Genomic DNA, 23796 nt, shown 5'->3' on the forward strand with positions numbered 1-23796 from the left:
TTTCTAAGGTACTTTCTTCTATTGTTCCCTCAAAAACAGGAAAAGTTAAACAGTCAAAAGGGATTTTATCTGTTTTGGGCGGCTGTCTTGTCTTTACTCGCGCCTTTCTATTTATTACCCCCCTTATCAGCAGCATCGGAACGAGAAAATATCCTGAAGAATTCCCAGGCGCAAGGAGACGAGGATTTGATCAGTGGTGTCAGGGCAAGTGTCAGGAAAAGCTTACAAACCGCCCGTACAGAGAAAGCAGCCATAACGAAACAGGTTGTTAAACCAGATCCCGTCACCATTGATAATCGATCCCAGACATCTGACAGGCAAAGCGCTAGCGAATTCAACGCAGACAAACTGCTGCAACTAGGAATTCGGCAGCATCAAACGGGACAATTTCAAGAAGCCTTAAAGTCTTTGCAAAGGGCACTCAAACTCTACCAAGAGATCGGTTCGCGCCCGGGTGAAGCGAATGTGCTGTTGAATATTGGCGAAACTTACTTCACGTTAGGGCAATATTTGCGATCGCTTGCATTCTACTACCAGAGCTTAGACATTCTGCAAGGCATCGGCGATCAACCGGGCGCGGCTAAGGCGTTAGATAATTTGGGCAATGCTTACTTCTATCTGGGGGATGAAAAACAAGCGAAAGATTTTCGCGATGCAGCGCAAAAGCTGAGACAAGAAATCGGCAACCCAAAACGAGAAGCGGCTTTTCTAGGGAATGTGGGAATCGCTCACGAATCAGAGGGAGAATATCCAGAAGCGATCGCACTTTACAAAGAACAGCTCGCGACGGCACGAGAAAGCCGCAATCCGAATGCAGTGCTGGATTCTCTAAATAACCTGGCTGAAGCTTATCGCACCCTCGGACAATACCCGGAAGCCATTGACTTTTATCAACAGCAGCTGCTAATTGCTCGGAAAAGCGGCAACGTCACGGACGAAGGTTATTTTCTCAACAGTATTGCGGACGCTTTCGAGGCACAGGGGCAATATCCAGAAGCGATTGAAGTCAGAAGACAGCAAGTTGCGATCGCTCAAAAAACTGGTGATGTGGCTTTGCAACTCATCGCCCTGAATAATTTGGCAAAAACTTACCAAAATGCGGGGCAATTTGAGCAAGCGATCGCGCTGTATCAAGAACCCCTAGAGGCGGCGAGGAAAACAGGCGATCGCTTAGCAGAAGGGACGGCGCTGAATAATTTGGCATTCGCGCTTCTCAAATCAGGTAAACCAGAAGAAGCCAAAGAAACCTTACTCAATTCAGTTAAAACTTGGGATGCTATCCGTGCCAACTTAGGCAGCACCAATCGCTATTTGGACGCGCAAACAACGACTTATCAGCGCTTGCAACAAGTTTTAATTGCTCAAAAACAGCCGATTGCCGCCTTAGAAATGGCTGAACAAGGGCGGATCAGGTCGATTGTCGATTTACTGCGGCTGCGGTTATCTACCGAACCCGTAGGATCGGGTTTAAAACCTGCGCCGAAGAAACTGACTTTCCCGACGATTGAAGAAATTAAAAAAATCGCCAAACAAGAAAACGCCACACTTGTTGAATATTCAATTATTCCCGATGAAGGACTTTATGTTTGGGTGATTCCGCCTAGTGGGGAAGTGACGTTTCGGCGCATCGAACTGGGTGCCCAAAATACAATTTTCCCCGTCTCTTCCATCGAAAATGTAATTGCCAAGATTCCTGAATCTCTAGGATTGCAAGCGCCTGGAAATCCTCCGAAACCCAAAGAAAGTTCAGGACAAGCGCCAGCCGGAAATGCAACTTCCTCACCAGCGAAAGCGCCAATCATTCAGCCCAAACCGTTGCTGCAACTGCATCAACTATTAATTAAACCAATTGCCGATTTATTGCCAGAAGACCCAAATGCCCGTGTTATCTTTATTCCGCAAAAAGAAATGTTTCGGATTCCGTTTGCGGCTTTAGTAGATGTTTATGGCAACTCCCTGATCGATAAACATACGATCTTGACAGCACCGGCAATTCAGGTACTTGCTTTAACCAAAGAACAACGAGGAAAAACTTCTGGGGGCAATCGTCTGGTAGTCGGAAATCCCGTGATGCCGCGAATTGCACCAGCACTGGGGCAAGCACCGAAAGCGTTACCGCCGCTAGCAAATGCAGAACAGCAAGCCTTAGAAATCGCTGATTTTCTCAAGACAAAATCTTTGCTAATTGGCAACCAGGCGACAAAGGCGGCGGTTTTGGAACAGATGCGGAAAGCGAAGAGCGTTCATCTCGGAACTTATGCGATTCTCGATGATGTGAAGCGCCAAGGTGTACCCGGTGCGATCGCACTTTCTCCCGGTGGTTCCGATAATGGCTTACTTACTTCTGCTGAAATTCTGGAATCTTTCGCCCAACCCAAAGGGCAACACCTACGTCCCGAATTAGTCGTTTTCACTGCTGTTGAAAACGGCAAGGGTAAAACAACTGGCGATGGAGTAATTGGTTTGTCTACTTCTCTGATTGCAGCGGGTGTTCCGACTGCGATCGTGCCTTTGTGGTCTGCGCCAGATGCTCCCACAGGTGCGTTAATGAGTGAATTTTACAAGCAGTTGAAGCAGAACGACGATAAAGCCAAAGCCTTGCGCCAAGCCATGCTCAAAATTAAGCAACAAAATCCCAATCCCAAAGACTGGGCAGGATTCACCTTAATTGGGGAACCCAGATAACTATCGCGGTTAGTATATACAAATATTTTTCGCGCGAAGGCGCAAAGGCGCAAAGACGAGACAGCGCCTTTGCGGGGAGGGGTTCTTCCCAGATTGCTGAATGAGGGGCGATATGGCTATGCTTCCTTATCTTTGAGCTGGAAGGTTTTCCGAAACACCCACTGCATAAAGCCGGGAAACATATTGTAAGAGGCTTTCGATAGATTGGCGGAACCCACCAACACCTCAGCCCGCTGATGCTTCACCGCCTCCCAAATTGCCTTTGCCACATCCTCCGGCTTCTCCACCACTGGGGTACTCAGCACCAGATCGAGCTGATCTCGACGCGCTTGGGCATCTTCTACATTCTTACCTCCAAAGATTGCCCGTTCCATCAAACTACTCTTGATTAGATTCGGGTAAATTCCACAAACATGAATGCCTTTGGGTGCGAGTTCTGAGTGCAGCGCTTCGGTCAATCCAGTTACCGCAAACTTGCTGGTATTGTAAGGCACAAGATAAGGAACGGGGACTTTACCGCCGATAGAACTCAGATTAACAATCGTGCCCTGTTTTCGCTCTAGAAAATGAGGTAATAGGGCGTGAATCGTATGAATATATCCCCACAGGTTGAGGTCTATCGTCTGGTGCCAATCGTCTAGAGAAAACGAGTCTGCTGGCCCGGATATATAACGACCTGCATTATTGATCAGCACATCGATAGCGCCATATTCTTCCAGCGCCTTCTGAACGAGGGTTTTCACCTGTTCTGGGTCTCTCACATCGGTGGGAACAGCTAGGGCTTTTCGACCGAGCGATCGCACTTCCTGTGCTGCCGCTTCCAAGCGGTCAGCCTGACGCGCCGCCATTACTAAGTCATATCCTTTCTGGGCAAACAAGAGAGCAGTTGCTTTGCCGATGCCTTGAGAAGCACCTGTAATTAGTACTGTGGAAGCCATACGGTTATTTCAAATAATAGTGCTTTGCTCTCTAAGTTTGTTCAACAAAAACTGGGAAATCCTCTAGCTTTCGTCAGAGTTTTTAATAAAAACTGCTGTAGTTCTGCTCACATAAATCCGATGAACTTTGTGATATAAATTACTTTCTCTAAAACCCCTTACATCTTCCTTGAGAATTAAATGCAGTTTGGGACTATAGACAGAGAGCAGAGATTAATGGGGTAGTTAGGATGTATGCGTAATCAATTTGTTAAGGAATGTAAACGATGCAGACTCGCCCTACTGATTTACCACCTGTTGCTAGCGCCTACAATGGCAAAGACCGTAATGCCTTTCTGTTTGGCTGGAATCCTCAAGCTGAGCTATGGAACGGACGCTTGGCGATGATCGGCTTTTTAGCTTACCTACTTTGGGATTTCGCAGGCTACAGCGTCGTTCGGGACGTGCTGCACCTGGTTTCCTATACCCGCTAATGACTGACTTGCAAGATTCGTCTGGCTGGCAGTTGTAGATAAAGGCTTCATCTGCCAGCCAGACAGTCAAATATCCGATGAAGTTGCCACTGAGGTGCAGTCAGAGGCGGCGGTTAAACGTCTCTGGTTCGGATCGCAGTACCAGCTATCCTTTACAATAGTTATATTATTTTTACAGTATTTAACAAAAAGGAAGCGCTATCTCATCCAAACTACCGAGCATCAACAGGTTTTCTTCCCAGAGGGACTTGCACTCAACCGATTTTTGAAGGATGAGTATCGTTGTAAACCAAGCGCGATCGCGGGTTCTTCAGGATAAGGTAGCGATCGCTTCGCTATTAGCTCCTAAATTTTTGCTCGAAAGGAAAGCTACAAATTTATACAAGCATGATTCAGCTCGAACACGCACCTCTGCAACAAGCGAAACTTCCGCGAATACAAAGAAGTGAAAATCCAATTATTGGACTTGTAATTGCTTTTACTATTATTGGCATCTGGGCAAGCAGTCTGGTTTTCTTGATGTCTCTTGACTGGTCGCAAATTCCTACTGTATGGAGAATCCCCGCCATCATTTGGCAAATGTTTCTGTATACAGGATTATTCATTACTGCCCATGATGCAATGCATGGAGTGGTATTTCCTCAAAACCGTAAAATTAATAACTTGATTGGTTCATTCGTATTATTGTTATATGGATTCTTTTCTTTTGATGAGTTATTGAAAAAGCATGGGGTACACCACCAGCACCCAGCAAGCGAATTCGATCCGGATTTTCATAACAGTCAGCATAAAAACTTTTTTGCCTGGTACTTTCACTTTATGAAAGGTTATTGGAGCTGGAAACGCTTGTTTGCTTTAATGGCTTTCTATAACCTGATTGCTTTCACCCTACCGATCCCAGAATTGAATTTGACTTTATTTTGGGTAATTCCTTCAATTTTGAGTTCGGTGCAATTATTCTTTTTCGGTACCTTCCTACCTCATCGAGAGCCACAAGAGGGTTATAAAGATCCTCATCGCGCCAAAACTAATGCTCTGCCGGTTTTCTGGTCATTTATCACCTGTTATCATTTCGGCTACCACGAGGAACATCACGAACATCCGCATCTTCCTTGGTGGCAGCTACCAGAAGCTTACAGAATGAATCAGACCGCTTCTAGTTGACAAATCACCGTTTGTGCTGCAAATTGCCATTGTAAATAGATAGAAGGGGCGTATTAGATACGCCCCTTTTTTATTACTTCTTAATCGGTAATTTTTTAGGTGGCGGGAGACTATTTTTCTTTTTCTCTTCCAATTTTTGTTCTTCTAACTTCTTTTCTTCCAATTTTTGGGTTGCGAGGGTTTTGTTTTCCAGCGCTAAAGTGTTTTTTGGATCGAGTTTCAAAACTTCATCAAAGACAGCGATCGCTTCTTCTAACCGATCTAACAGCAACAGGGCGACGCCTCGACCGGCAAGACTATTCGCATCATTGGGCGTAATGCGAATTGCCTGGGCGTAAGCGGCGATCGCTTCTTCATACCGTTCTAAAGCGACTAACACGACGCCTCGGTTATACCAAGCTTGTGATAATTCAGGATTGAGGCTAATCGCGCGATCGCTAGAGGCGAGGGCTTCGGGGTATCTTCCCAAATGCCATAACACCACAGTTCGGTTCGCCCAGATATTGGCAAGCAGGGATTGATTGAAGTTCGGATCGCTATCCTTAATCGCTTGATCGTAAGCGGCGAGTGCCTTGGGATAGTCTTTTACTGTCCTGAGTATCCTGCCTTTGTTAAACCAAGCTTGAGCATAGTTAGGATTGAGGGTGGTAGCGCGATCGCTCGAAACAATGGCTTCGGAGTATCTTCCCAAAAACCACAGAGTAACGCTGCGGTTGTTCCAAGCTTCTGGGTAATCAGGGTTAAGACCGATGGCGCGATCGTGAGAGGCTAATGCTTCTTCGTACTTGCCTTGTCCAGCTAAAGCATTTCCCCGCTGATCCCAGGCTAATGATGGACTCGCCTCACCCCATCTTCCATCTCCTTGCAATGCTTTATCGCAGGCGGCGGCGGCGTCTTCGTACTTGCTGACTTTGTTTAGCGTCGCGCACTGGTTCGCCAGCGCTACAGAGTACGTGGGACTCAATTTCACCGCCATTTCCTGAGAGGGGAGTGCTTGGGCGTACTTACCCACCAGTGACAGCAAAACGCCATGTTCAGTCCAAGCGGTGGCGTCTGTGGGATTCAGCGCCAAAGCTTGATCGTAAGAAGCGATCGCTTCTTGGTACTGACTTAATTTTTTCAGCGCCACACCTCGGTTGTACCAGGCGATGGCTGGAGTCCCAGCGCCCCAATCAGCATCACTTTTCAGCGCCAAATCGCAAGCCGCGATCGCTTGTGAATATTGCCCAGACGCAGAAAGTGCGGCGCATCGATCCGCTAAAGCTAAGGAATAATCCGATTTAATTTCTAAGGCTTGGTCAAAAGAAGCGATCGCTTCGGCGTTCTGTCCCAGCTTCCTTTGTGCTAATCCTTTGTTGTACCAAGCGATCAGCGGCGTATTGTTCTCCCAATTTCCATCGCCTCTGAGTGCTTTGTCGCAAGACGCGATCGCGTCTTCATATTTGCCTAAGTTAGCGAGGGCGATGCATCGATCCGCCAAAGCCAGAGAGTAATTGGGTTTGAGGCGGATCGCTTTATCAGCAGAAACCAGGGCTTCGGTGTATTTTCCCTGTCCTAGCAGCCCATCCACTCGGTCAGTCCAGATTTTCGGCTTTTTGGGATCGAGAGCGATCGCTTGGTCGCAAGCCGCGACGGCTTCTGCATATTTCTTCTCGTCCCCCAATAAGTCACACAAACTCCCCCAGTAATCAATGTCCTTCAACTCCAGGGGTGGCTGCGGCGCTGGCTGCGCCAGTATCTTGGAGCAGTAAAAACTAACACTTACACAATAAAAACTTAACAGAAATAAACTAAAAGTAAAAAATCTTTGGTTCGCCTTTTTCTCTCTGCGGGATTGCCCTAGCAATGCGATCGCCTTCTTTAAATTGCCGTAGTCTGCCATAGCGAGAGCTGAATTTTAGACTTCAAGAATAGCATAAGCGCGACCATTTATTCCCTTGCCAAAATTAATATTTAACACTTTATCTGTAAAGTAAAATAAACTCTTGCCAGGTTTAAAAAAATTAGAAAAGTATGATTATCTTATCCTTTCGGGAGCTGGTAATAAATGTCCGGATTTTTATAAAAAACGCTTGAATATACTCTGTCAACGCCCTCATCTATTAACGTAATCCTACGGATTCTTGCCTTAACAATTATGCAACGTAATTTTTTAATTAGTTTAGGCGCAAGCCCAATGCTCAAAATTGCCATTTTCTTGCTTGGAATCATTCCGCTACTATCAATCGATGCTGCTTACGCTCAAGTCCCGCCTTCTGGAACCTTCACGGCTACACGCACTTGTGCAGCACCACGAGCAATTAACGGGATAAATCCGGGTAATATCCAAGTCTCAAACGGTCAGCGTTATCAAGCAATTGGCTTCAATTCTCCGAAACGAAAGTTTATTCAGCTTGCAGTCCCTGGTGCTAAGCCAGAACGTCGCTGGGTTAGTGCTGATTGTGGTAATTTTTCCCCCGCAACAGATGCGAGTCCTGAACCGAACTCCGGCACCGTAACGCAGGCATCGACATCGGCACTACCCTTTTTTGATAATGTTAATAATCCAGAGCTTCATGGCTTTCCACGCGGGCAAAAAGCAGACATCACACCGCCATTACCCCAACTCAATGCTTTTGACCAAGCAGTGTTGAGAACCTGTGGAGCGATTGGCACCAAAGTGACGCCAAGTGCTTTCAAAGAATTGATGTCAGAAAATCGAGATGTACTGCGTGAAATTCAACAAGCAGTGGGTGGGGAACTGCGTGCCGTCCGCAGTACAGAAGCAGAATTTCTCGACGATTTAACGGCTGCTTGGTCTGAGAGAGGCGGCTTTGAACATATATTTTGTGGTGAACTAGAAGGGGCAACGAAAATTGGCGGACTGCACTTTTTTGGCAGATACCGGGAACTGCAAGAGCAAGGAATTGGCGGACGGCTTGCGAATAATTTGAACAAAGAAGAAGTGGTTCCAGGGTTAGTTTATACGCTAGGAGTATTCATTAAAAATAATGGTCAAACTTGGAAGGATGATATCAAAGGCTATGCTCTTGTTAGCGATGCCAAAGAAATGTTATTAGATGCAACAAAAGCATTGAAAGCACAGGGAAATGCTCAGGGAGCTTGCATTTTAACCGTGCAGGATAAGGATACGAATAAATCTTATAAGGCGGTTTTTGTCAAGAGTCAAGATGCGATCGTTACGTTTTATCCGGATGCGACTCCTGGGGGAAAAGCTTGCAGAAGTTAATTGAATAACCCCATCCCCGCCCCGTTGCTCGTACCTTATACACACGTCTTCTAGAACCTATTTGTCCGGTTTTGCTCCCCCTAAATCCCCCAACTTCTCGGAGGGATTTAGGGGGAGCATCAATATTCTGCAACTGATACCTCAGAGGGAAGGTGGGCGGAAATAGCACCAGTAGGATTTGAGGAGGATAGTGAATGGAATGCAGACATTATTGAAGCTTGGAAAAACGAATTGATTGCTTGGACTTGAGTGGAAGGGGCAGACATTGCTAACCCTGATTCTGTTCGTTTCCATCTAGCACCTAGCAATTATTGATACTTGTCCAGTACCTCGAAAGTCAAGGCGCGATCGCTCTTTTAGCGCTTGAACCACCACGATTGGCAGTTAATCCCCCTGCGTCATCGTTTGTTGAGAGGAATATGCCATGACTCTGAAAATAAAAGTTTTCTCCGACTACGTTTGTCCATACTGTTTTCTAGCCGAATTCCCCCTAGAAGCAGCCATTCAGGGAAAGGACGTTGAAGTTGAGTGGCTACCCTTTGAGCTTCGACCATCACCACAGGCGACGCTGAAACCGGAAGACGATTATCTTCAAACGGTGTGGAAGCAGTCAGTCTATCCGCTAGCAAGAAAAATGGGTGTTGAGATCAAGCTACCAACTATCTCGCCACAACCACATACACATCTAGCGTTCGAGGGTTATCAGTACGCTAGAGAACATGGTAAAGCTAACGAATACAATGACCGTCTTCTCCGAGCGTTTTTTCAAGAAGATCGGGATATTGGCAATATCGAGATTTTGACGCAGTTAGCGGGAGAAATTGGGCTGGATGAAAAAGAGTTTAGAGAATCCTTGGAAACCCGAAGGTATAAAACTGCTCATCAGCAAGCATTAGAACAGACTCGCAAAGAAATCGGTATTACCTCAGTCCCGACATTTATGATTGGCGATCGCATTTTGCCGGGTTTGTTAAGTCAAGAAAGCTTGGAACGGGCGATTAATCGGGCATTAGAGGGCAATCTTAGTCAAAAATAGCGATCGCCTAACTGCCCATTTTTCTAACCATTGGCCTGAATTCCCTAACCGACAAATTCATCCCCATCGGGATGGGTAAAGTACGACTCTAATCATTACAGGAGATAAAATATGGCAATCCTTTCAGGACGAGCTTGGATTACTGGTGCTAGTAGCGGCATCGGCGCAGCGACCGCCAAAATATTGGCTCAGAACGGAGCGAAAGTCGTTTTGTCGGCACGCCGCACAGAGCAACTCGAACAGCTTTCCCAAGAAATTGATCGTGCAGGCGGTCAGGCGATGATCAAACCCTTGGACGTAACGAATCGAGAAGCTGTGGCACAGCTTGGGGAGGAACTGGAAACAATGGGTGGCGTGGACATCCTGATCAATAACGCTGGTTTAATGCCTCTGGCACCGATGCTGGAAGGGCGCGTGGATGAGTGGGAGCGGATGATTGATGTGAACCTGAAGGGACTCCTCTACACCATTCATGCTGTCCTTCCCGGCATGGCTAAGCGCAAGCACGGTCATATTGTGAATCTTGGATCGGTGGCTGGACGCTTTGCCTTTAAAGGGGGGGCTGTCTATTGCGGAACCAAATTTGCGGTGCGCGCCATCTCCGATAGTTTGCGCCGAGAGGCAATTGAATATGGCGTGCGGGTGACAGACATTGAACCAGGGGCAGTGGCGACTGAACTTGCTGATTCAATTAAGCACGAGGCAACGAAAGAAGCTGTGACCGGGCAAGGCGGTTTTTATGCTCCGGGTGCGGATATTCTGCAAGCGGAAGATATTGCAAACGCGATTCTTTACGTGGTGAGCCAACCTGAACACGTCAATATCGGTGAGTTGTTGATTCGTCCGCGTATTCAGGAACTCTAACGAATTTAACCAGCAGGATAATCCCAGACCATAAACTGTCTTGGGGCTAATTAGCCTCGTTCCCCAGCTGAGCCGGGGAACGAGAAACAGATATCGCTTTTATTGCGCGGCAAAGTCAGGACGGCGATCGCTCCAAAGTTTTGCAGCTTCTAGTTGTGCGGCGAGGGCAATCAACGTGGTTTCGTCAGCGGGGCGTCCCACCAACTGCACGCCGATTGGCAACCCGTTGGCGTCAAAACCAGTCGGAAGTGCGATTGCAGGCTGTCCGGTGGCATTGAATGGGGGACACGGAGCGATCCACTGAATGATTTTCTGCAATCTTTCCTCCGGATTCAGGTGCGCCCACTCCCCAACCCGAATTGGCTGATGCATATAAATGGGCACTACCAAAACGTCATAGTTGTCAAAAAAGGCAACAATGCGCCGCGCCATAATTTGCATCTGAGCAACCGCTTGCAGATATTCACCCGCAGAACCGGATTTCTCTAGCATCCAGCGATTCATCGGTTCCAAGTAGTCGCCGGGAATCCCCGTCGCCGCCACACCAGCTTGCCAAACTTTGGAAAAAGGTTTGATCAAATCGGTAAAGTCTGGACAACCGGGTTCAACGGTATGACCCATTTCTTCTAGCAATTGCACAGTTTTTTGGACGGCTTGCCCAGATGCCGAATCGGCTTCGCCTATCGGGGGAATTGTTGTAGAAAAAGCAATCCGCAAAGACCCCAATTTTTGGGCAGTTGCGGCAAGAAAAGTCGTTCCTGGGTCGGGCAACCAGTAGGGATCGCCCGCGACATAACCAGACATGACATCCAGAAGGGCGGCAGCATCGGCAACGTTACGCGCCAAGCAGCCATTGGTTGCAATGCCATTTAGATGATCGCCCACAGGTGCATAAGACACCCGACCCCTGGAGGGTTTAATGCCGACTAAACCACAACAAGCAGCGGGACCGCGCACCGAACCGCCGCCATCAGAACCTTGAGCGATCGCGCACAACCCCGCCGCCGTAGCCGCCGCAGCGCCCCCACTCGATCCCCCTGGTGTATAGTCGAGATTCCACGGATTCCGGGCGGGTGGAAACGCCGGAGGTTCTGTATAAGGGAAAGAACCTAGTTCAGAAGTCGCCGTCTTACCGAGAATCGTAAACCCCGCCAGCTTAATCCGCGTCACCACCGCATCATCATAAGCGGCAATTTTGTCCATCAGCGCCGCTGTTCCGTAGGTACAGCGAACACCGGCAACCGGGTTGAGGTCTTTAATCGAAATGGGTACCCCAAAAAAGGGCGGAAATTCTTCTGTGTTGCCTGCCAATGCTTCCGTTTTCGCCTTGGCATCGGCAAGCGCCATATCTGCCATGACGGTAAAATAACTCCCCAGTTGGGAATCCAGTCTCTGAATACGTTCCAGGTAAAGTTCCACCAACTCTAGCGGTGATACTTGTTTGCTGCGGATGAGCCGCGCCTGTTCTATCGCTGGGGTAAAAGCTAAATCTGTTTGATTCATGGGAACTTTGGGCGATCGCTACTTGATCTTGAACGCCTAAGCGCGTCTAGGCAATAAAATCCTAGCTTGCCATTGTTTCACGCGATCGCTCTAACCTAAAGTATCCGGCTCGACACCAAGCGATCGCAGTTGTTCTGCTAGTCGTTCTGCTGCCTCTTCTGGGGTAAGAACTAGAGAACCTTCTGGGATAAAGTAGCGCAATTTTCCGGCTTCTATACCCAAATACAAATCTAGAACCTCACTCCACAGCCAGCCTTGAGGGTTGGGCGCGATCGCTTGATATTGTTCTCCTACCAACCGGAAACCCGCAAACTCTAAACTTTCGGGATCGAACCAAAAGTACTCTGGCGTGCGAAAGCGGTTTTGATACAACTCTTTTTTGAGATTTCGGTCAATACTAGCAGTCGTATTGGACAGTAATTCGATAATTAAATCGGGATATTTGCCTTCTTCTTCCCACACTACCCAAGAGAGACGCTCTTTTTTTTCCGTGTTTTTCACTAGGAAAAAGTCTGGTCCTCTAAAGTCTCGATTTCGCAGTTGTTGCCGACTAAAATAAACTGTCAGATTAGCGCCAATAAAAAAATCATTCCGCTTGCGCCAAAACCATTCTAAGCAACTCACCAATAAAGCTAGTTGCTTGTAGTGCAAAGAACTTTCCATTTCTGGTTCATCGCTCAAAAGTTTTGTAGCATCTGGCATTTGTGCTTCTAATTCTTGCGCTGTTTGGTACATATTGCCACCTGCTCATAGCTATTTTAAATTTCAAATTTTAGAGATGAGAATAGAATTTGTATCAAGATGCGATCGCTTTATCAACTTATTCTATAAAAATAAACAAAGCCCGCATAGGCGAGCTTTGTTTGTATAGTCCCAGCATTTTATGCTGCGGGTCAATCAATGTAACGATGCGTTAAACTTTCGAGCGGTCGGTCAAAATCTCATATCCATCTTCCGTCACCAGTACGGTATGCTCAAACTGAGCTGACAGGGCATTATCCACCGTCACTGCCGTCCACTTGTCGGATAAGATGCGGGTAAACTTTGAACCAGCATTTAAAATCGGCTCAATTGCCAAAGTCATTCCAGCCCGAAGCTTGACATTTGGCATCTCGCGGGTGCGGAAATTAAAAACAGACGGTTCTTCGTGCAAATTCCGCCCAACACCGTGTCCGGTGAAGTCTTCCACAATACTAAAACCATTGCTTAGCACATGGTCTTGAATGGCACCAGCAAGGTCGAGCAGGTAGGCTCCAGCTTTAACTTGTTCAATTCCTTTAAAGAGTGCTTCTTCTGCTACGCGGATTAACTTAGCCGCTTCTGGTGTCACTTCACCAACGGCGATAGTGATGCAGGAATCACCGTGATAGCCCTGGAAATAAGCACCTGTATCAACTTTCAAGACATCGCCAGTCCGAATCACTTTTTTGGCGTTGGGAATGCCATGTACGACTTCGTTGTTGATGCTGGAGCAAATGGAAGCAGGGAAGCCGTGATATCCCTTAAAACTGGGTGTTGCCCCCATTTCGCGGATGCGCTTTTCGGCATAAGCGTCTAAATCCGCCGTTGTCATACCGGGCTGCACCATCTCTTGAATTTCTTTCAGCACGGTTGCCACAATCTTCGCCGCCTGTCGCATGATTTCAATTTCACGCTGTGACTTAATTTCAACGCCACGACGTTGTTTTTTCTCGCGGGGAGGTTGAGGGGGTTGGAAAAGCAGATTGTTCAGGATGTTCATTTGACAGATGGCGAGTGGTGGGATGTCAACAGGGTAAAGCGATCGCTCCTCCCGCCTGCTTCTGGGGTGATTGACGATTGAGGAAGCACTCTCCCTGTTAATTTGTCAGGTATTTATTATCTTAAGTTAACTTTGTTGAAACCATTCCTAGGGCGGGAGGCTCCACGGTTGTTCTCGCATCTAAATCGGTTCACGATTACAGCTACCAACTGGTATTAAGACTGGTTCTGCCGTGCTGCCATCAACTCTTTGAATCGAGGCTTAAAGGCTTCAATTGCCTCCTGAGTGGGCTGGGTTTTTTGCCATGCAGCACGCTGCGTCAAGTTCTCACACCAGGCACTCAGTTTGGGATGGTTATCCAGCGATACGCCTAGCATAGGCAACAACGGCACCATCGTTCCGGCGACAATCTCAGCGAGGGTGAGACTAGCGCTACCGGCAAAGTATCGATCGTCGCCCAGTAGACTCTCAAAAAAGTTCAGCACTGTCAGAATTTTCTGCTTTGACTGCTCCAACTGCTGCGCGTCTGTATCCAAGCCCATCATTTGATTGGCGAATGGGTTTATGGCAGGCAACAGTTCGTTGACAGTCACCATTTCCACCATCCGCACGGTTGCTAGCGCCTTGGCATCCGTAGGTAGTAAGGCAGGCGTGGGATATTTTGCCTCTAGATAGTCAAGGATGGCTAAGGATTCTATAACGTTAAAGCCATCATCCACTAAAACTGGAATGTGGTGGAAGGGATTCATCGCTAGAAATTCTGGGTGAAATTGATCGCCATCCATATTCAGCGATACCAGCTCAAAGGGAATTTCTTTCTCCAGTAGCGCCACCCATACGCGCCTTGAGTTAGCGGAAAGGGGAGTGTGATAAAGCTTCAGCATGAGGATACCTCTCCAGAACTTATTTCCCAGGATACTCCGCTCCCTGGTCTGGCAACGAGCGCGATCGCGTCCTATGCAACTTTTTCCAAACTTCCCTCTCCCTATTCCATCTTTCTGCTAAGAAACCCTAGCGAACCGTCTTTAAGCCTTCAACTTTATCCATAAATAAATCAGTGAAAATGCTCATGATTGTGCGTTTACGTACCTTCAGGTTGACACTTACCGACATCCCTGATTGCAGCGGGACTTCTCGACCTTTAATTAAAAGAGACTGATTATCTAAGCTAACTTTGGCAGGAAACGTATAATACGGGCGAATTTGTTCGGGTGGTAGAGCATCCGATCCAATCCAGGTTAAACGACCTTTCGTATCGCCAAATTCCCGAAATGGAAAAGAGTCAATTCTGATATCTGCTTCCATCCCTTCTTTCACAAAGCCAATATCTTTATTGGTGATAAAAACTTTAGCAACTAGACTGTCACTTGGAACAATTTTTAAAACGGGTTCGGTAGAATTGGTAACAAAACCTGGCCCATGAGGTTTTAGCTCAAAGATAGTTCCATCTACCGGAGCTTTGATTTCTTGGTATTTTAAATTTTGTTCTGCTTGGCTCATTTGGCTGTCGATTTCTGCAAGGCGTTTGTTATTTTCTACAATTGCCTTGTTAAGCTGATCGTCAATTTCTGCCAAACGTTTTTCATTCTCAGCAATTTTGGTTTGCAAATCTTGTTTCGTCAAAGCGATGGTATTTTGCAGCTTTTCATTCGCTTGCGCGATCGCTAGCTGTAACCGCTTCTGTTCCTGAGTCAGTTGATCCACCTCAGCTTGGCGTGTGCGTACATCCTGCTTCTGCTTCAGGTATTGCACGCGGGAAACTGCTCCTTGCTTCATGATCGGTTCTATATCGTCGAGAATTCCCTGATTCACCTCTAATAAGTCTTTGGAACTCGCTATCTCTACCTGAGTTTGACTTAGCTGTTTTTCCAATTGCTCAGCTTCCAACCTAGCAGTCGCAACGCGAGAATTTAGTTCTGCTATACTCGATTGAAAACGTTGCTGTTGATCTAAGCTAAGACTTGTTCCTTTGGCAGAACCTCTTAGTTGAGCGCGATACAGTTGATTTTCTGAGGCTAAAGAGGAGCGCACTTTAGTCAGAGAGACTAACTCTAATGGTAGTTTTAGTTGAGCAGTCTCTCCATCTATTGCAGCGGGGAAACCTGCACCTTTTATTTGCGATCGATAAAACTGATTTTCTTGCTTTAATGCTGTCTGAATTTTATTCAGGGAAGTTAACTGAGCCTGAGCGGTTTCTGAGTCTAAACTCAGCAGCTTATCCCCTTTTTTTACTCGTTGTCCATCTTTGACATAAATTTCTTTCACGACCCCTGCTATTGGAGCTTGAACTTCCTTAACAGCACCTTGCGGTTCCAGTTTGCCAGTCGCAGGAATGGCTTCTTCAATTTGGAAGACAGAAGCCCAAACTATCACAAAAGTTGTCATTCCCATGATTCCCCAAACGATCGCGCGAGACCAAGTCGGGGATTGTTGAAGAATAACAGCTTGATCGAAGTTGTTTGAGGTAGAGGCGGGTGGCGTTACTTCCTTATTAGGATTAGGACTTGGAACTGTATTAAGGCTAGGACTTGGGACTGCTTGGGGTACTAAAGATAGGTGTTCGTTAGACTGTTTTCCATTTTGTTGGAGCATAGCTGACAATAGTGCTGAGTGCTAGGACTGGGGACTGTGGACTGAGGACTAAGGACTGAAGAGTGTTAGCGAAGCGGCGCTGTGTTCGCGGACTGAATAATAGAGGGTGAGAGGGGGATTTATTAATTACCCATTAGCCATTAGCAATTCCCATTCAATTTTCTATAGTTGCGCTTCTTGTTGTTGATACAGACAGTAGTAGCGACCTCTGAGAGCCATTAATTCGTCATGAGTTCCCTGTTCAACGACTGCACCTTGATCCATCATCAAAATCAGATTGGCATTTCTAATTGTAGTTAAACGATGGGTAATAAAAAACACAGTGCGATCGCGGAATGTCGAGGCTAGATTTAAACACACTTGTCGCTCTGCGTTGTAGTCTAAAGCGCTGGTCGCTTCGTCTAAAATCAGTAACTGAGGATTTTGTAAAACGGTACGCGCGATCGCAATTCGCTGTCTTTGTCCCCCGGATAAAGCCGAACCTCGTTCTCCGACGCGAGTGTTGTAACCGTTCGGCAAAGCCATGATAAAGTCGTGGGCAAAAGCAACCTTGGCGGCTTCAATGATTTCCTCATCGCTAGCATCTGGATTGGTTAGCGCGATATTTTCCTGCACCGTCCCATCAAACAAGAGAGTATCTTGAAGCACCATTCCAATCTGACGCCGCAGGGAATAAAGTTCTACCTTACTAATATCGTAGTCATCAATGATAATCCGCCCCGATCTTGGCTCATAGAGTCTGGGTAAAAGTTTTGTCAGGGTACTTTTACCCGATCCACTTTGTCCTACGATGCCGATAAATAGCCCTGCTGGAAAGTCCAGATTAATATTACTTAGCTGAAGAGCGCCGCTAGGATTGAAGCTGAAAGAAACATTTTCAAACTTCACGCTTCCTTGAATGGCTGGCATGAGAATGTTGTGGCGATCGGTTTCATCTGCTTCGAGATTGGCGTCGAGAACATCGCCCAGTCGCTCAAGAGATAAAGCGGTTTCTTGAAAGTTTTGCCACAGTTGTACTAATCGCAATAACGGACTTGTTACATAACCGGAAAGGATGCGGAAAGCAATTAATTGTCCTAATGTTAATTCTCCTTTGAGGACTAAATAAGCTCCCGCCCATAACACTAACAAACTGGAGAGTTTATTTAGGAAACTGCTAATTGAACTGGCAGTCGTAGAGGTTGAAACTGTTTTAAATCCAGCACTGATATAACGACCATAACGCTCTTGCCATTGCCAGCGCGATCGCAATTCTAAATTTTGCGCTTTAACTGTTTGGATTCCTGACAGAACTTCCACTAAATAAGAGTGAGTTTCGGCGTTGCGCTCTGCTTTCACCCGCGACTGCTGCCGAATGATCGGTGACACTCCAAGTGTTAGCAAAGCAAACAGTGGTACTGTTGCCAATGCGACTAGCGTTAGCACTCCACTGTAAATCAACATTACCGCAATGTAGATGACTGAAAAGATGGCATCTAAGACTACTGTTAAGGCGGTTCCAGTCAGGAAGGAGCGAATATTTTCTAGCTCATTAACGCGAGTAGCGAGTTCCCCAACAGGTCGCCGTTCAAAATAGGACAAGGGCAGGCGTAGAAGGTGGCTGATGACCTCTGAACCTAAAGCCAAGTCCATCCGGTTGGTGGTATCAACAAATAAATGCGTGCGTAAACTGGTCAGAACTGCTTCGACAGCAGCGACGACTACTAAGAAAATGCCTAAAACAGATAAAGTATCGATACTATTTTGTACAAGAACTTTGTCAATAATCACCTGAGTCATCAGGGGATTTACTAAACCAAAGATTTGCACAAAAATGGAAGCAATTAAAACTTCTATTAAAACCTTGCGGTAGCGATAGATAGAAGGTAAAAACCAACGCAGGCTAAACCGCTCTTTAGAAGCTTCTTTTGTGGGTCGGAGCAGCAGAACTTCCCCTTCTGGCCCCCACGCTTCCATAAATTGGGCGGGTTTTTTGCGTAAGATGCCAACTTCTGGCACCGCCAGCACTAACTCGCGATCGCTAATTTTGTAAAGAATCGCAAAACTATCTTGCCAGCTAATCATGGCGGGAGCTTGCAAGCGACACACCGCAGCCGCAGGCACTTTAATTAATTGCGTATTTAACCCCGTTAACTCAGCCACCGCACCGCAAAATTGCAGAGATAAGTTCTCGGTGTGCTTGAGGTGATTGACTAAGACTCTCTTGATGACATCCCGTCGGAAAGGTATCCCCAAGTGCTGAGACAGCATTTGGAAGCAAGCTAATGTTGCATCCAAACGACCTCTCCCGTAGATGTAGGGGTGTTTCTCGTGTTTATAAGTCGTCGCCGTTTCACCAGATGGAGGTTGTTCCGGCGCGTAGGGAATCGCTTCCCAGTCAGTTGTAGCGGCAAGGGACGCCGATGCCAATGCGATCGCGTCTTTCGATTCCGAGGGAAACAGGATTGACTTCTGCAAGCCTAATAAACGAACCCCTCTCGCGCCTTCTACGTGTAAATTTCCTGGTGTACTCGGTATTAAGCGGCTTCCTACGGGGAAATCAGCGGCGGTTCCGCCACTCACCAGCCATACCCAGTTAGGCTCTATCTTGCTGAGGGGAGTTTTTCCGGGGGGTAAGTTGAGAATCGTTGCGTCTGAAACCGCTTTTAAAGCGAGTTCCTTGAGATTGGTTGTCCCGTCAGCTTGACGCGCCAATTCTTCCCCAATCAGATCGAAGACTTCAATCAAAGAACAACGGTTTTCAAAAGCAGCCGCAAATGAGCGTTCCTGGTTTAATAAAGCTAAAAAATCGGCGGCTGGGAGGATTAAACAAATGGTTTCTGTAGAAGCGATCGCTGTCTCGCAAGCTGTTCCCCGAATTAAGCTTACCCATCCAAGAATTTCTCCGGGTTCTAATAATTTCAGGGTGACAGGTGCTTGGCTCCGGGGGTCATAACCTAAAAGGCGGGCTTGCCCTTGATAGATGATGGCAATTTGCGCTGGCATTGTTTCTCGCACAAACATTGCCTGTCCCATGCGGTAGCGCAAAAATTGAAATTTTGTTGCGACTCTTTCTAAGACAACCGATGGCAGTTGATTAAACGGAGATATACCAGCGAGAATTTCTTTGATACTAATTGCCGTATGGGTCATCCCGTTTTGCGGCTACGCTCTCCATCCAAGCTGTAACTTGATGGGAAAGAACGCCGTCCTCCTTATTCAAATATTTACAATCTATTACAGTTAAAACCGATGCTTTTGCTGAAAAAAACAGAATATTTTAATAAGTGATGCCTCAGATCCGTTTGAATCATTTTGACAGGTTTAGCACCACTCTTCTGTAGTTTATCAGAATAGTTCAATGCAAGAAAAATGCGTATTCTTGAAGTTGTTTTTAACACCTAAATAGAGCGATCTCTACTTAGCGATCGCTCGTTTACGCTGCTGCCAGTTGACCGCTTGGTTCAACTTTACGATTTGTTGCAGCTCCCAGCCAAATTTTGTCTGCTTCGGGTAGGTTCCCGATTTGCTCTTGCACCCACGTTTCAAAAAGTTCTCGCAGCAATCGTTGACGCATGAATTCATTTAATTGGGCGGGAACTAACTTTTCTAGGCGCACAATGACCATCCATTCACCTAAAGGTCTGGGCGACCAAAGTTGATTCTTTTGACTAACCGATAGCAGTCTCGCCAGATGTGGGTGGAGAGTCCCAATCTCTACCGGGCCGATAGTTCCACCCGTTTGTGCTTCAGGCCCTTGGGAATACTCAGCCGCCAGTTCGCTAAAAGATTGCTCTTGTTCGGAAAGGCGGAAATAAAGTTCTTGGGCAATGCCTGGATCTTTCGTCCGAATCAACGAATAAATGGCGTGATCCAATTGACCTTTGCGCTTGAGAAAATAAGATTCTAGTTTGTTACCCCAAGTCGCTTGTTTAAATTTTTCAATTCTTAACTTCCGGGTTGTCAAGGCTTCTAAATGCTCTTGGCTCATCCCGTAGCGCTCTAGCCAAGCTTGCTGTTCGGCTTCAGAAGTCAGTTGATTTTGCTGGTAGAAATTCCCGCAGGCATGAGCAATTTCTTCAGGCGTACAGTTAAAAGAAGCGATCGCGCTATCAATAATGCTCTCACGCAGCAATTGAGGAAACATTTGGTAGCTAGCCAGTAGGGGAATGATTTCCTCAGCGGTGAGGGTGCGATTACCGATTTGTAAAGCTGTAGTCATACCTGAGTCCCTTTGAATTTCTGGTTTGCGACTGATATTTTGAGCGCGATTGCTCTGACAAAATCTGCAAATCTCTAAGGATGTATCAGCCGAAAAATCAGGAATTATGCAATATGTTACAAAACTTTACTTGTACGCCTCTCTAGGAGCCAGCGCAGGAAGTGGCGTGAGGCACCCCTGTGGGCGATCGCGCGGTGAGAACAACCTCGCCAAAGGTATTCTTCACCCATCCTTGCGCTTCTATCAACTGCTCGGTAGTCTGCCCGGTAGCCGGATGGCTGGGAACAACCGCAGGATTCGGAAGATTCCCGACTTGCTGAGTTCTCAGGCGCAAATCGCTCCAAACTGTGACGCTGCTGAGGGTTTCGCCGGGATTGGGTGGAATTCCACCGCGTCCGGTAACGACCAATTCGCTTTTTTGTTGCCCGACCGTGGTTCCACAACTTGATGCAATCAGTCCAGAGGCATCCACCAAGTCCGTCGGTAAAGCGACTACACCGCGACTGGGGTCAACATCCGGCGTATTGATTTCCACCACACCGTTCACTCCAAACTCAGAACTGGCGGTGATGTCACTTAGAAGAGTTTCGTCTTCCCGAAACTGAATTCCAAAGATGCCTTGAGTCGTAATTTGAATATTCCCCCCATTGCCAGTAAAAGCATTGGCAGTAATGTCGCTATTTTCCCCAGGGACGGCGACGATGAATGAGCTGTTAATCGTGATGTTGCCACCATTGCCACCCGCACCTGCAATGCCTGCGGTACTTGAGATTTTACTGTTGTGGCGCAGCACCAACAAATCCTGCACTAGCACCATATTTCCCCCATTACCGGATGCAGTTGCTGCCGTAATCGTTGCCTGGTTATCTAAACTCAGGCTTTGAGCAGTCAGCTCAAGATTGCCAGCACCTTTGGCATCGTTCGCTGGATTAAAACTGCTTGCGGCTACAGATGCCCCATCCCGGATCGTCAACTTGCCAGTATTAACCCTCAGACTTCCCCCGCGACCTGTGGCGTCAAAAACACCTGGAAAGCCGGGAATTCCCCCAGAAACAGCAAGCAAGCTACTGGGAAACTGACTGCCTTTAGCAATACCCGCTAATTCCACAAACTCGGAAGCTTGAACGGTTAAATTTCCCGCATCCCCTGCACCTAAAGTAGAAGTCTGGATGACGGCTCCATCGCGGACGCGCAATCGTTCAGTCTCAACGCTTAAGGCTCCTCCATCTGCCTGGGAACCGATACCACTGCCGGAAAATAAGCCGCTCGGAAAAGGCAAACCGAGGTGATTTGTCAGCAATTGACCGTCTTCGGAAATAGCAACCCCTCCCAGTTCCACGTCTGAAGCTCGAACTGTCAAAGTGCCTGCCTTGGCTTGGCTAAACTTGCTAAGCGTCGTCACTGCAACTTGTGCCCCATTTTGAACGCTCAAGCGATCGCTCTCTATGGTTAAATTTCCTCCAGTTCCGGTGGCGTTTTGTTCTACTTGGGCACGCAAACTGCTTTGCCTGAGCGTATTGTTTTCGTCGAAACCATAACCCATCGCTTGCACTTGGGTCGCTTTTACGGTCAAATCTCCGGCTTTCCCTTGCCCAAAAGTAGAAGTTGTTACTTCGGCTCCATCTTGGACAATCAATTGTCCAGTTTCAACGGTTAGATTTCCCCCAGATCCGGTAGCTCCCCCTTGGACTGTAGCCCGCAATCCACTTCCAATTTCGCGATCGCTCGATCTGCCACTGACTTCTACCGAATCGGTCGCCCGCACCGTTAAATTCCCGCCCTGCCCTTGACCGAAAGTAGAAGTGGAGACTTGCGCCCCATCCCGGACAATGAATTTTCCGGTTTCAACGGTCAGATTTCCCCCAGATCCGGTGGCTGTTTTTGAATTAACCCTGGCAAATAAACCACTGCGATCGCCACTAAGCGAACTGCCACTAATTTCCACCAACTCCGAGCCAGTGACCGCTAAAGCCCCTCCAGGTGCTGAACCCAAGGTATTCGCCAGCATCTGAGAACCCTCTGTAAGCGCGATCCGCCTACCTTGGACGCGAATATCGCCTCCCCCATTGCCGCTGGTCGTTACCGTCGTTTGCTGGGACTGGATGTCTTGGAAGTTCTGAATATTCGGATACTCCAGCGCATAGCCTTGGGCCGTTGGGGTCAGGTTAACTTGTACGGGGGAAGCGGGTGTGATTGCTCCAGCGACGCCGCCTAATTCAATCCGTCCCCCCGCCGCCTGTAATCTTCCTCCCACGAGCGTCAAGTTACCACCCACTAGCCCCAAGGTTTTCCCAGGCGGCACTTGCAGCTTAGCCCCCTGCACTTGAATGCTGGCGGCTGGTTTTCCAAATTGCAAACCAATCGGGACGCTGACTGTCAGCAGCGGTGTTGTTTGGGGATTCGTGGCGCTGAACGAAGTTCCATCCGCCAAGCTGAGGCTAGTCGCCGTACTCGCCAAAAAAGATCCGCCAATCTTCAGCGCCGCATTTGAGCCGAAAGTAATCCCGTTGGGGTTAATTAGAAATAGATTGGCGGTTCCGTTGGCTCGAATCAAGCCGTCAATCTTAGACTCCGAGGAACCCGTGACGCGGCTGATAATGTTTTGAATATTGGCAGCATTGTTAAAGTAAGCACTGCCGTTAGTCGGAATCGAAAATTCCTCAAAGCTGTGGAACAAGTTGGAGTTAGCTTGCGTACCTCCGGTAATTATTCTGCTGTTGCCACTTTGAGTAACGATGGAGGGCTGGGGTAGGGTTGAATCCTCGACAATTTGCGCCTGCATGGGGCTGGTTGTCACCAGACAGAACCCGGAAAGACTGCCAAAAAGCCAAAATGACAGAGAACGCAGTTTCATACACAAACCCCGTAACTGGGTCGGATTCAACCATTTGCCTGAGTAAAAACGTATCCAGACGTCTGTCAGGATGAAAAAGGCGATCGCTTCCCAGAATAGCGTGCCATTTTGCACGCACGATATCTAAACAATAATCAACACGATGTGCAACTAAGGATTTGCAAAGAAAGTCTCACCCTACGAAGCTGGAAGTACAACCTATCTAGTTCGGGTGAGACAAATGTTTTCTATTGAAGAGTTTATCATTGCGGTTTTCTGCTGTGTGGATGATGGACTGGCTGAAATCACGCAAGGACAACCAATTCGAGCCAAAGGCTTTGCGCCTGCGTTGAGCGATAGCGAGGTGCTGACGATGGAGATTGTGGCGGAGTATCAAGGGATAGACGCTGACCAAGCAATTTTGGGCGTTGCTGAATAGTGGGAGGAATCAAGCAGGAATCGGGACATCTCCAAATCTCAAGTAGTGAAGTAACAAGCGGATTGAATGTCTCAGCATTTCTTGGGATTTGGAATAAC

Annotated in this window: 17 protein-coding genes and 2 pseudogenes; 8 read left to right on the plus strand and 11 right to left on the minus strand. The window is 47.4% G+C overall.

All coding sequences use genetic code 11. From position 1 onward, the window contains the following. Window positions 1-87: 87 nt before the first annotated feature. The gene (locus NC996_RS24230; protein WP_348260031.1) at window positions 88-2685 is read left to right on the plus strand and encodes a CHAT domain-containing tetratricopeptide repeat protein; all 2598 of its coding nucleotides are present in this window, start codon (window positions 88-90) and stop codon (window positions 2683-2685) included. 116 nt (window positions 2686-2801) lie between these two features. Here NC996_RS24230 and NC996_RS24235 read toward each other — a convergent pair whose 3' ends face one another. Then, window positions 2802-3623: an SDR family oxidoreductase gene (locus tag NC996_RS24235; RefSeq protein WP_190686795.1), complete on the minus strand. Its 822-nt coding sequence runs from the start codon at window positions 3621-3623 to the stop codon at window positions 2802-2804. Between the two features lie 266 nt (window positions 3624-3889). On the opposite strand from NC996_RS24235, the gene NC996_RS24240 reads away from it, so the two are divergent. From NC996_RS24240 to crtW, 3 genes are all read left to right on the plus strand, one after another. Continuing rightward, the gene (locus NC996_RS24240; protein WP_190410163.1) at window positions 3890-4096 is read left to right on the plus strand and encodes a chlorophyll a/b-binding protein; all 207 of its coding nucleotides are present in this window, start codon (window positions 3890-3892) and stop codon (window positions 4094-4096) included. Window positions 4097-4190: 94 nt separating this feature from the next. Beyond that, window positions 4191-4415 carry a hypothetical protein gene (locus NC996_RS24245; RefSeq protein ID WP_190686797.1) on the plus strand — a complete coding sequence of 75 codons (225 nt, stop codon included), beginning with the start codon at window positions 4191-4193 and terminating at the stop codon, window positions 4413-4415. Window positions 4416-4483: 68 nt separating this feature from the next. Continuing rightward, a complete protein-coding gene (gene crtW / locus NC996_RS24250) occupies window positions 4484-5260 on the plus strand; it encodes a beta-carotene ketolase CrtW (protein WP_190686800.1) in 777 nt (258 codons plus the stop codon). Between the two features lie 73 nt (window positions 5261-5333). Here the strand turns inward: crtW and NC996_RS24255 are convergent, their stop codons facing one another. After that, entirely contained in the window at window positions 5334-7142 is a 1809-nt protein-coding gene (locus tag NC996_RS24255; RefSeq protein WP_190686802.1) for a tetratricopeptide repeat protein, read from the minus strand. 255 nt (window positions 7143-7397) lie between these two features. Here NC996_RS24255 and NC996_RS24260 point away from each other — a divergent pair, with 255 nt between their 5' ends. The 3 genes from NC996_RS24260 (at window position 7398) to NC996_RS24270 (ending at window position 10389) form a co-directional block, all read left to right on the plus strand. Continuing rightward, window positions 7398-8489 (plus strand): EndoU domain-containing protein, encoded by a 1092-nt coding sequence (locus NC996_RS24260; protein WP_242037605.1) that lies wholly within the window; start codon window positions 7398-7400, stop codon window positions 8487-8489. A gap of 424 nt (window positions 8490-8913) precedes the next feature. Further along, window positions 8914-9525 carry a DsbA family oxidoreductase gene (locus NC996_RS24265; protein WP_190686805.1) on the plus strand — a complete coding sequence of 204 codons (612 nt, stop codon included), beginning with the start codon at window positions 8914-8916 and terminating at the stop codon, window positions 9523-9525. A gap of 111 nt (window positions 9526-9636) precedes the next feature. After that, the gene (locus NC996_RS24270; protein WP_190686808.1) at window positions 9637-10389 is read left to right on the plus strand and encodes an SDR family oxidoreductase; all 753 of its coding nucleotides are present in this window, start codon (window positions 9637-9639) and stop codon (window positions 10387-10389) included. Window positions 10390-10488: 99 nt separating this feature from the next. Here the strand turns inward: NC996_RS24270 and NC996_RS24275 are convergent, their stop codons facing one another. The 8 genes from NC996_RS24275 to NC996_RS24310 all read right to left on the minus strand — a co-directional run bounded on the left by NC996_RS24275 (window position 10489) and on the right by NC996_RS24310 (window position 23394). After that, on the minus strand, window positions 10489-11892 hold the full coding sequence (locus NC996_RS24275) for an amidase (RefSeq protein WP_190686810.1): 1404 nt from the start codon (window positions 11890-11892) through the stop codon (window positions 10489-10491). Window positions 11893-11982: 90 nt separating this feature from the next. Beyond that, window positions 11983-12627, minus strand: a complete 645-nt coding sequence (locus NC996_RS24280) for a Uma2 family endonuclease (RefSeq protein WP_190686813.1) — start codon at window positions 12625-12627, stop codon at window positions 11983-11985. A gap of 178 nt (window positions 12628-12805) precedes the next feature. Next, the gene (map, locus tag NC996_RS24285; protein ID WP_190534207.1) at window positions 12806-13633 is read right to left on the minus strand and encodes a type I methionyl aminopeptidase; all 828 of its coding nucleotides are present in this window, start codon (window positions 13631-13633) and stop codon (window positions 12806-12808) included. A gap of 215 nt (window positions 13634-13848) precedes the next feature. Continuing rightward, window positions 13849-14517, minus strand: a complete 669-nt coding sequence (locus NC996_RS24290) for a glutathione S-transferase family protein (protein ID WP_190686816.1) — start codon at window positions 14515-14517, stop codon at window positions 13849-13851. Between the two features lie 127 nt (window positions 14518-14644). Continuing rightward, entirely contained in the window at window positions 14645-16225 is a 1581-nt protein-coding gene (locus tag NC996_RS24295; protein WP_190686819.1) for an HlyD family efflux transporter periplasmic adaptor subunit, read from the minus strand. A 162-nt stretch (window positions 16226-16387) separates the two neighbouring features. Beyond that, window positions 16388-19357, minus strand: coding sequence for a peptidase domain-containing ABC transporter (locus NC996_RS24300; RefSeq protein WP_190686821.1), 2970 nt, complete (start codon window positions 19355-19357; stop codon window positions 16388-16390). A 283-nt stretch (window positions 19358-19640) separates the two neighbouring features. Continuing rightward, complete coding sequence (locus NC996_RS24305) at window positions 19641-20426, minus strand: peptidylprolyl isomerase (protein ID WP_190686825.1); 786 nt, start codon at window positions 20424-20426, stop codon at window positions 19641-19643. Between the two features lie 142 nt (window positions 20427-20568). Next, entirely contained in the window at window positions 20569-23394 is a 2826-nt protein-coding gene (locus NC996_RS24310) for an S-layer family protein (RefSeq protein ID WP_190686827.1), read from the minus strand. Window positions 23395-23500: 106 nt separating this feature from the next. Here NC996_RS24310 and NC996_RS24315 point away from each other — a divergent pair. After that, window positions 23501-23680: pseudogene (locus NC996_RS24315) on the plus strand (IS982 family transposase); the annotation flags it as partial. A gap of 27 nt (window positions 23681-23707) precedes the next feature. On the opposite strand, the pseudogene NC996_RS24320 reads toward NC996_RS24315, so the two are convergent. Next, a pseudogene (locus NC996_RS24320) lies at window positions 23708-23796 on the minus strand (IS1 family transposase); the annotation flags it as partial.

It is taken from the genome of Trichocoleus sp. ST-U2, from assembly GCF_039961875.1.
Lineage (GTDB): Bacteria > Cyanobacteriota > Cyanobacteriia > Cyanobacteriales > FACHB-T130 > FACHB-T130.

Excerpts from the sequence above, each read along its gene's own strand:
- NC996_RS24235 (WP_190686795.1), bottom strand. The coding sequence starts at position 3,623 with ATGGCTTCCACAGTACTAATTACAGGTGCTTCTCAAGGCATCGGCAAA.
- NC996_RS24240 (WP_190410163.1), top strand. The coding sequence starts at position 3,890 with ATGCAGACTCGCCCTACTGATTTACCACCTGTTGCTAGCGCCTACAAT.
- crtW (WP_190686800.1), top strand. The coding sequence starts at position 4,484 with ATGATTCAGCTCGAACACGCACCTCTGCAACAAGCGAAACTTCCGCGA.
- NC996_RS24255 (WP_190686802.1), bottom strand. The coding sequence starts at position 7,142 with ATGGCAGACTACGGCAATTTAAAGAAGGCGATCGCATTGCTAGGGCAA.
- NC996_RS24260 (WP_242037605.1), top strand. The coding sequence starts at position 7,398 with ATGCAACGTAATTTTTTAATTAGTTTAGGCGCAAGCCCAATGCTCAAA.
- NC996_RS24265 (WP_190686805.1), top strand. The coding sequence starts at position 8,914 with ATGACTCTGAAAATAAAAGTTTTCTCCGACTACGTTTGTCCATACTGT.
- NC996_RS24270 (WP_190686808.1), top strand. The coding sequence starts at position 9,637 with ATGGCAATCCTTTCAGGACGAGCTTGGATTACTGGTGCTAGTAGCGGC.
- NC996_RS24275 (WP_190686810.1), bottom strand. The coding sequence starts at position 11,892 with ATGAATCAAACAGATTTAGCTTTTACCCCAGCGATAGAACAGGCGCGG.
- NC996_RS24280 (WP_190686813.1), bottom strand. The coding sequence starts at position 12,627 with ATGTACCAAACAGCGCAAGAATTAGAAGCACAAATGCCAGATGCTACA.
- map (WP_190534207.1), bottom strand. The coding sequence starts at position 13,633 with ATGAACATCCTGAACAATCTGCTTTTCCAACCCCCTCAACCTCCCCGC.
- NC996_RS24290 (WP_190686816.1), bottom strand. The coding sequence starts at position 14,517 with ATGCTGAAGCTTTATCACACTCCCCTTTCCGCTAACTCAAGGCGCGTA.
- NC996_RS24295 (WP_190686819.1), bottom strand. The coding sequence starts at position 16,225 with ATGCTCCAACAAAATGGAAAACAGTCTAACGAACACCTATCTTTAGTA.
- NC996_RS24300 (WP_190686821.1), bottom strand. The coding sequence starts at position 19,357 with ATGACCCATACGGCAATTAGTATCAAAGAAATTCTCGCTGGTATATCT.
- NC996_RS24305 (WP_190686825.1), bottom strand. The coding sequence starts at position 20,426 with ATGACTACAGCTTTACAAATCGGTAATCGCACCCTCACCGCTGAGGAA.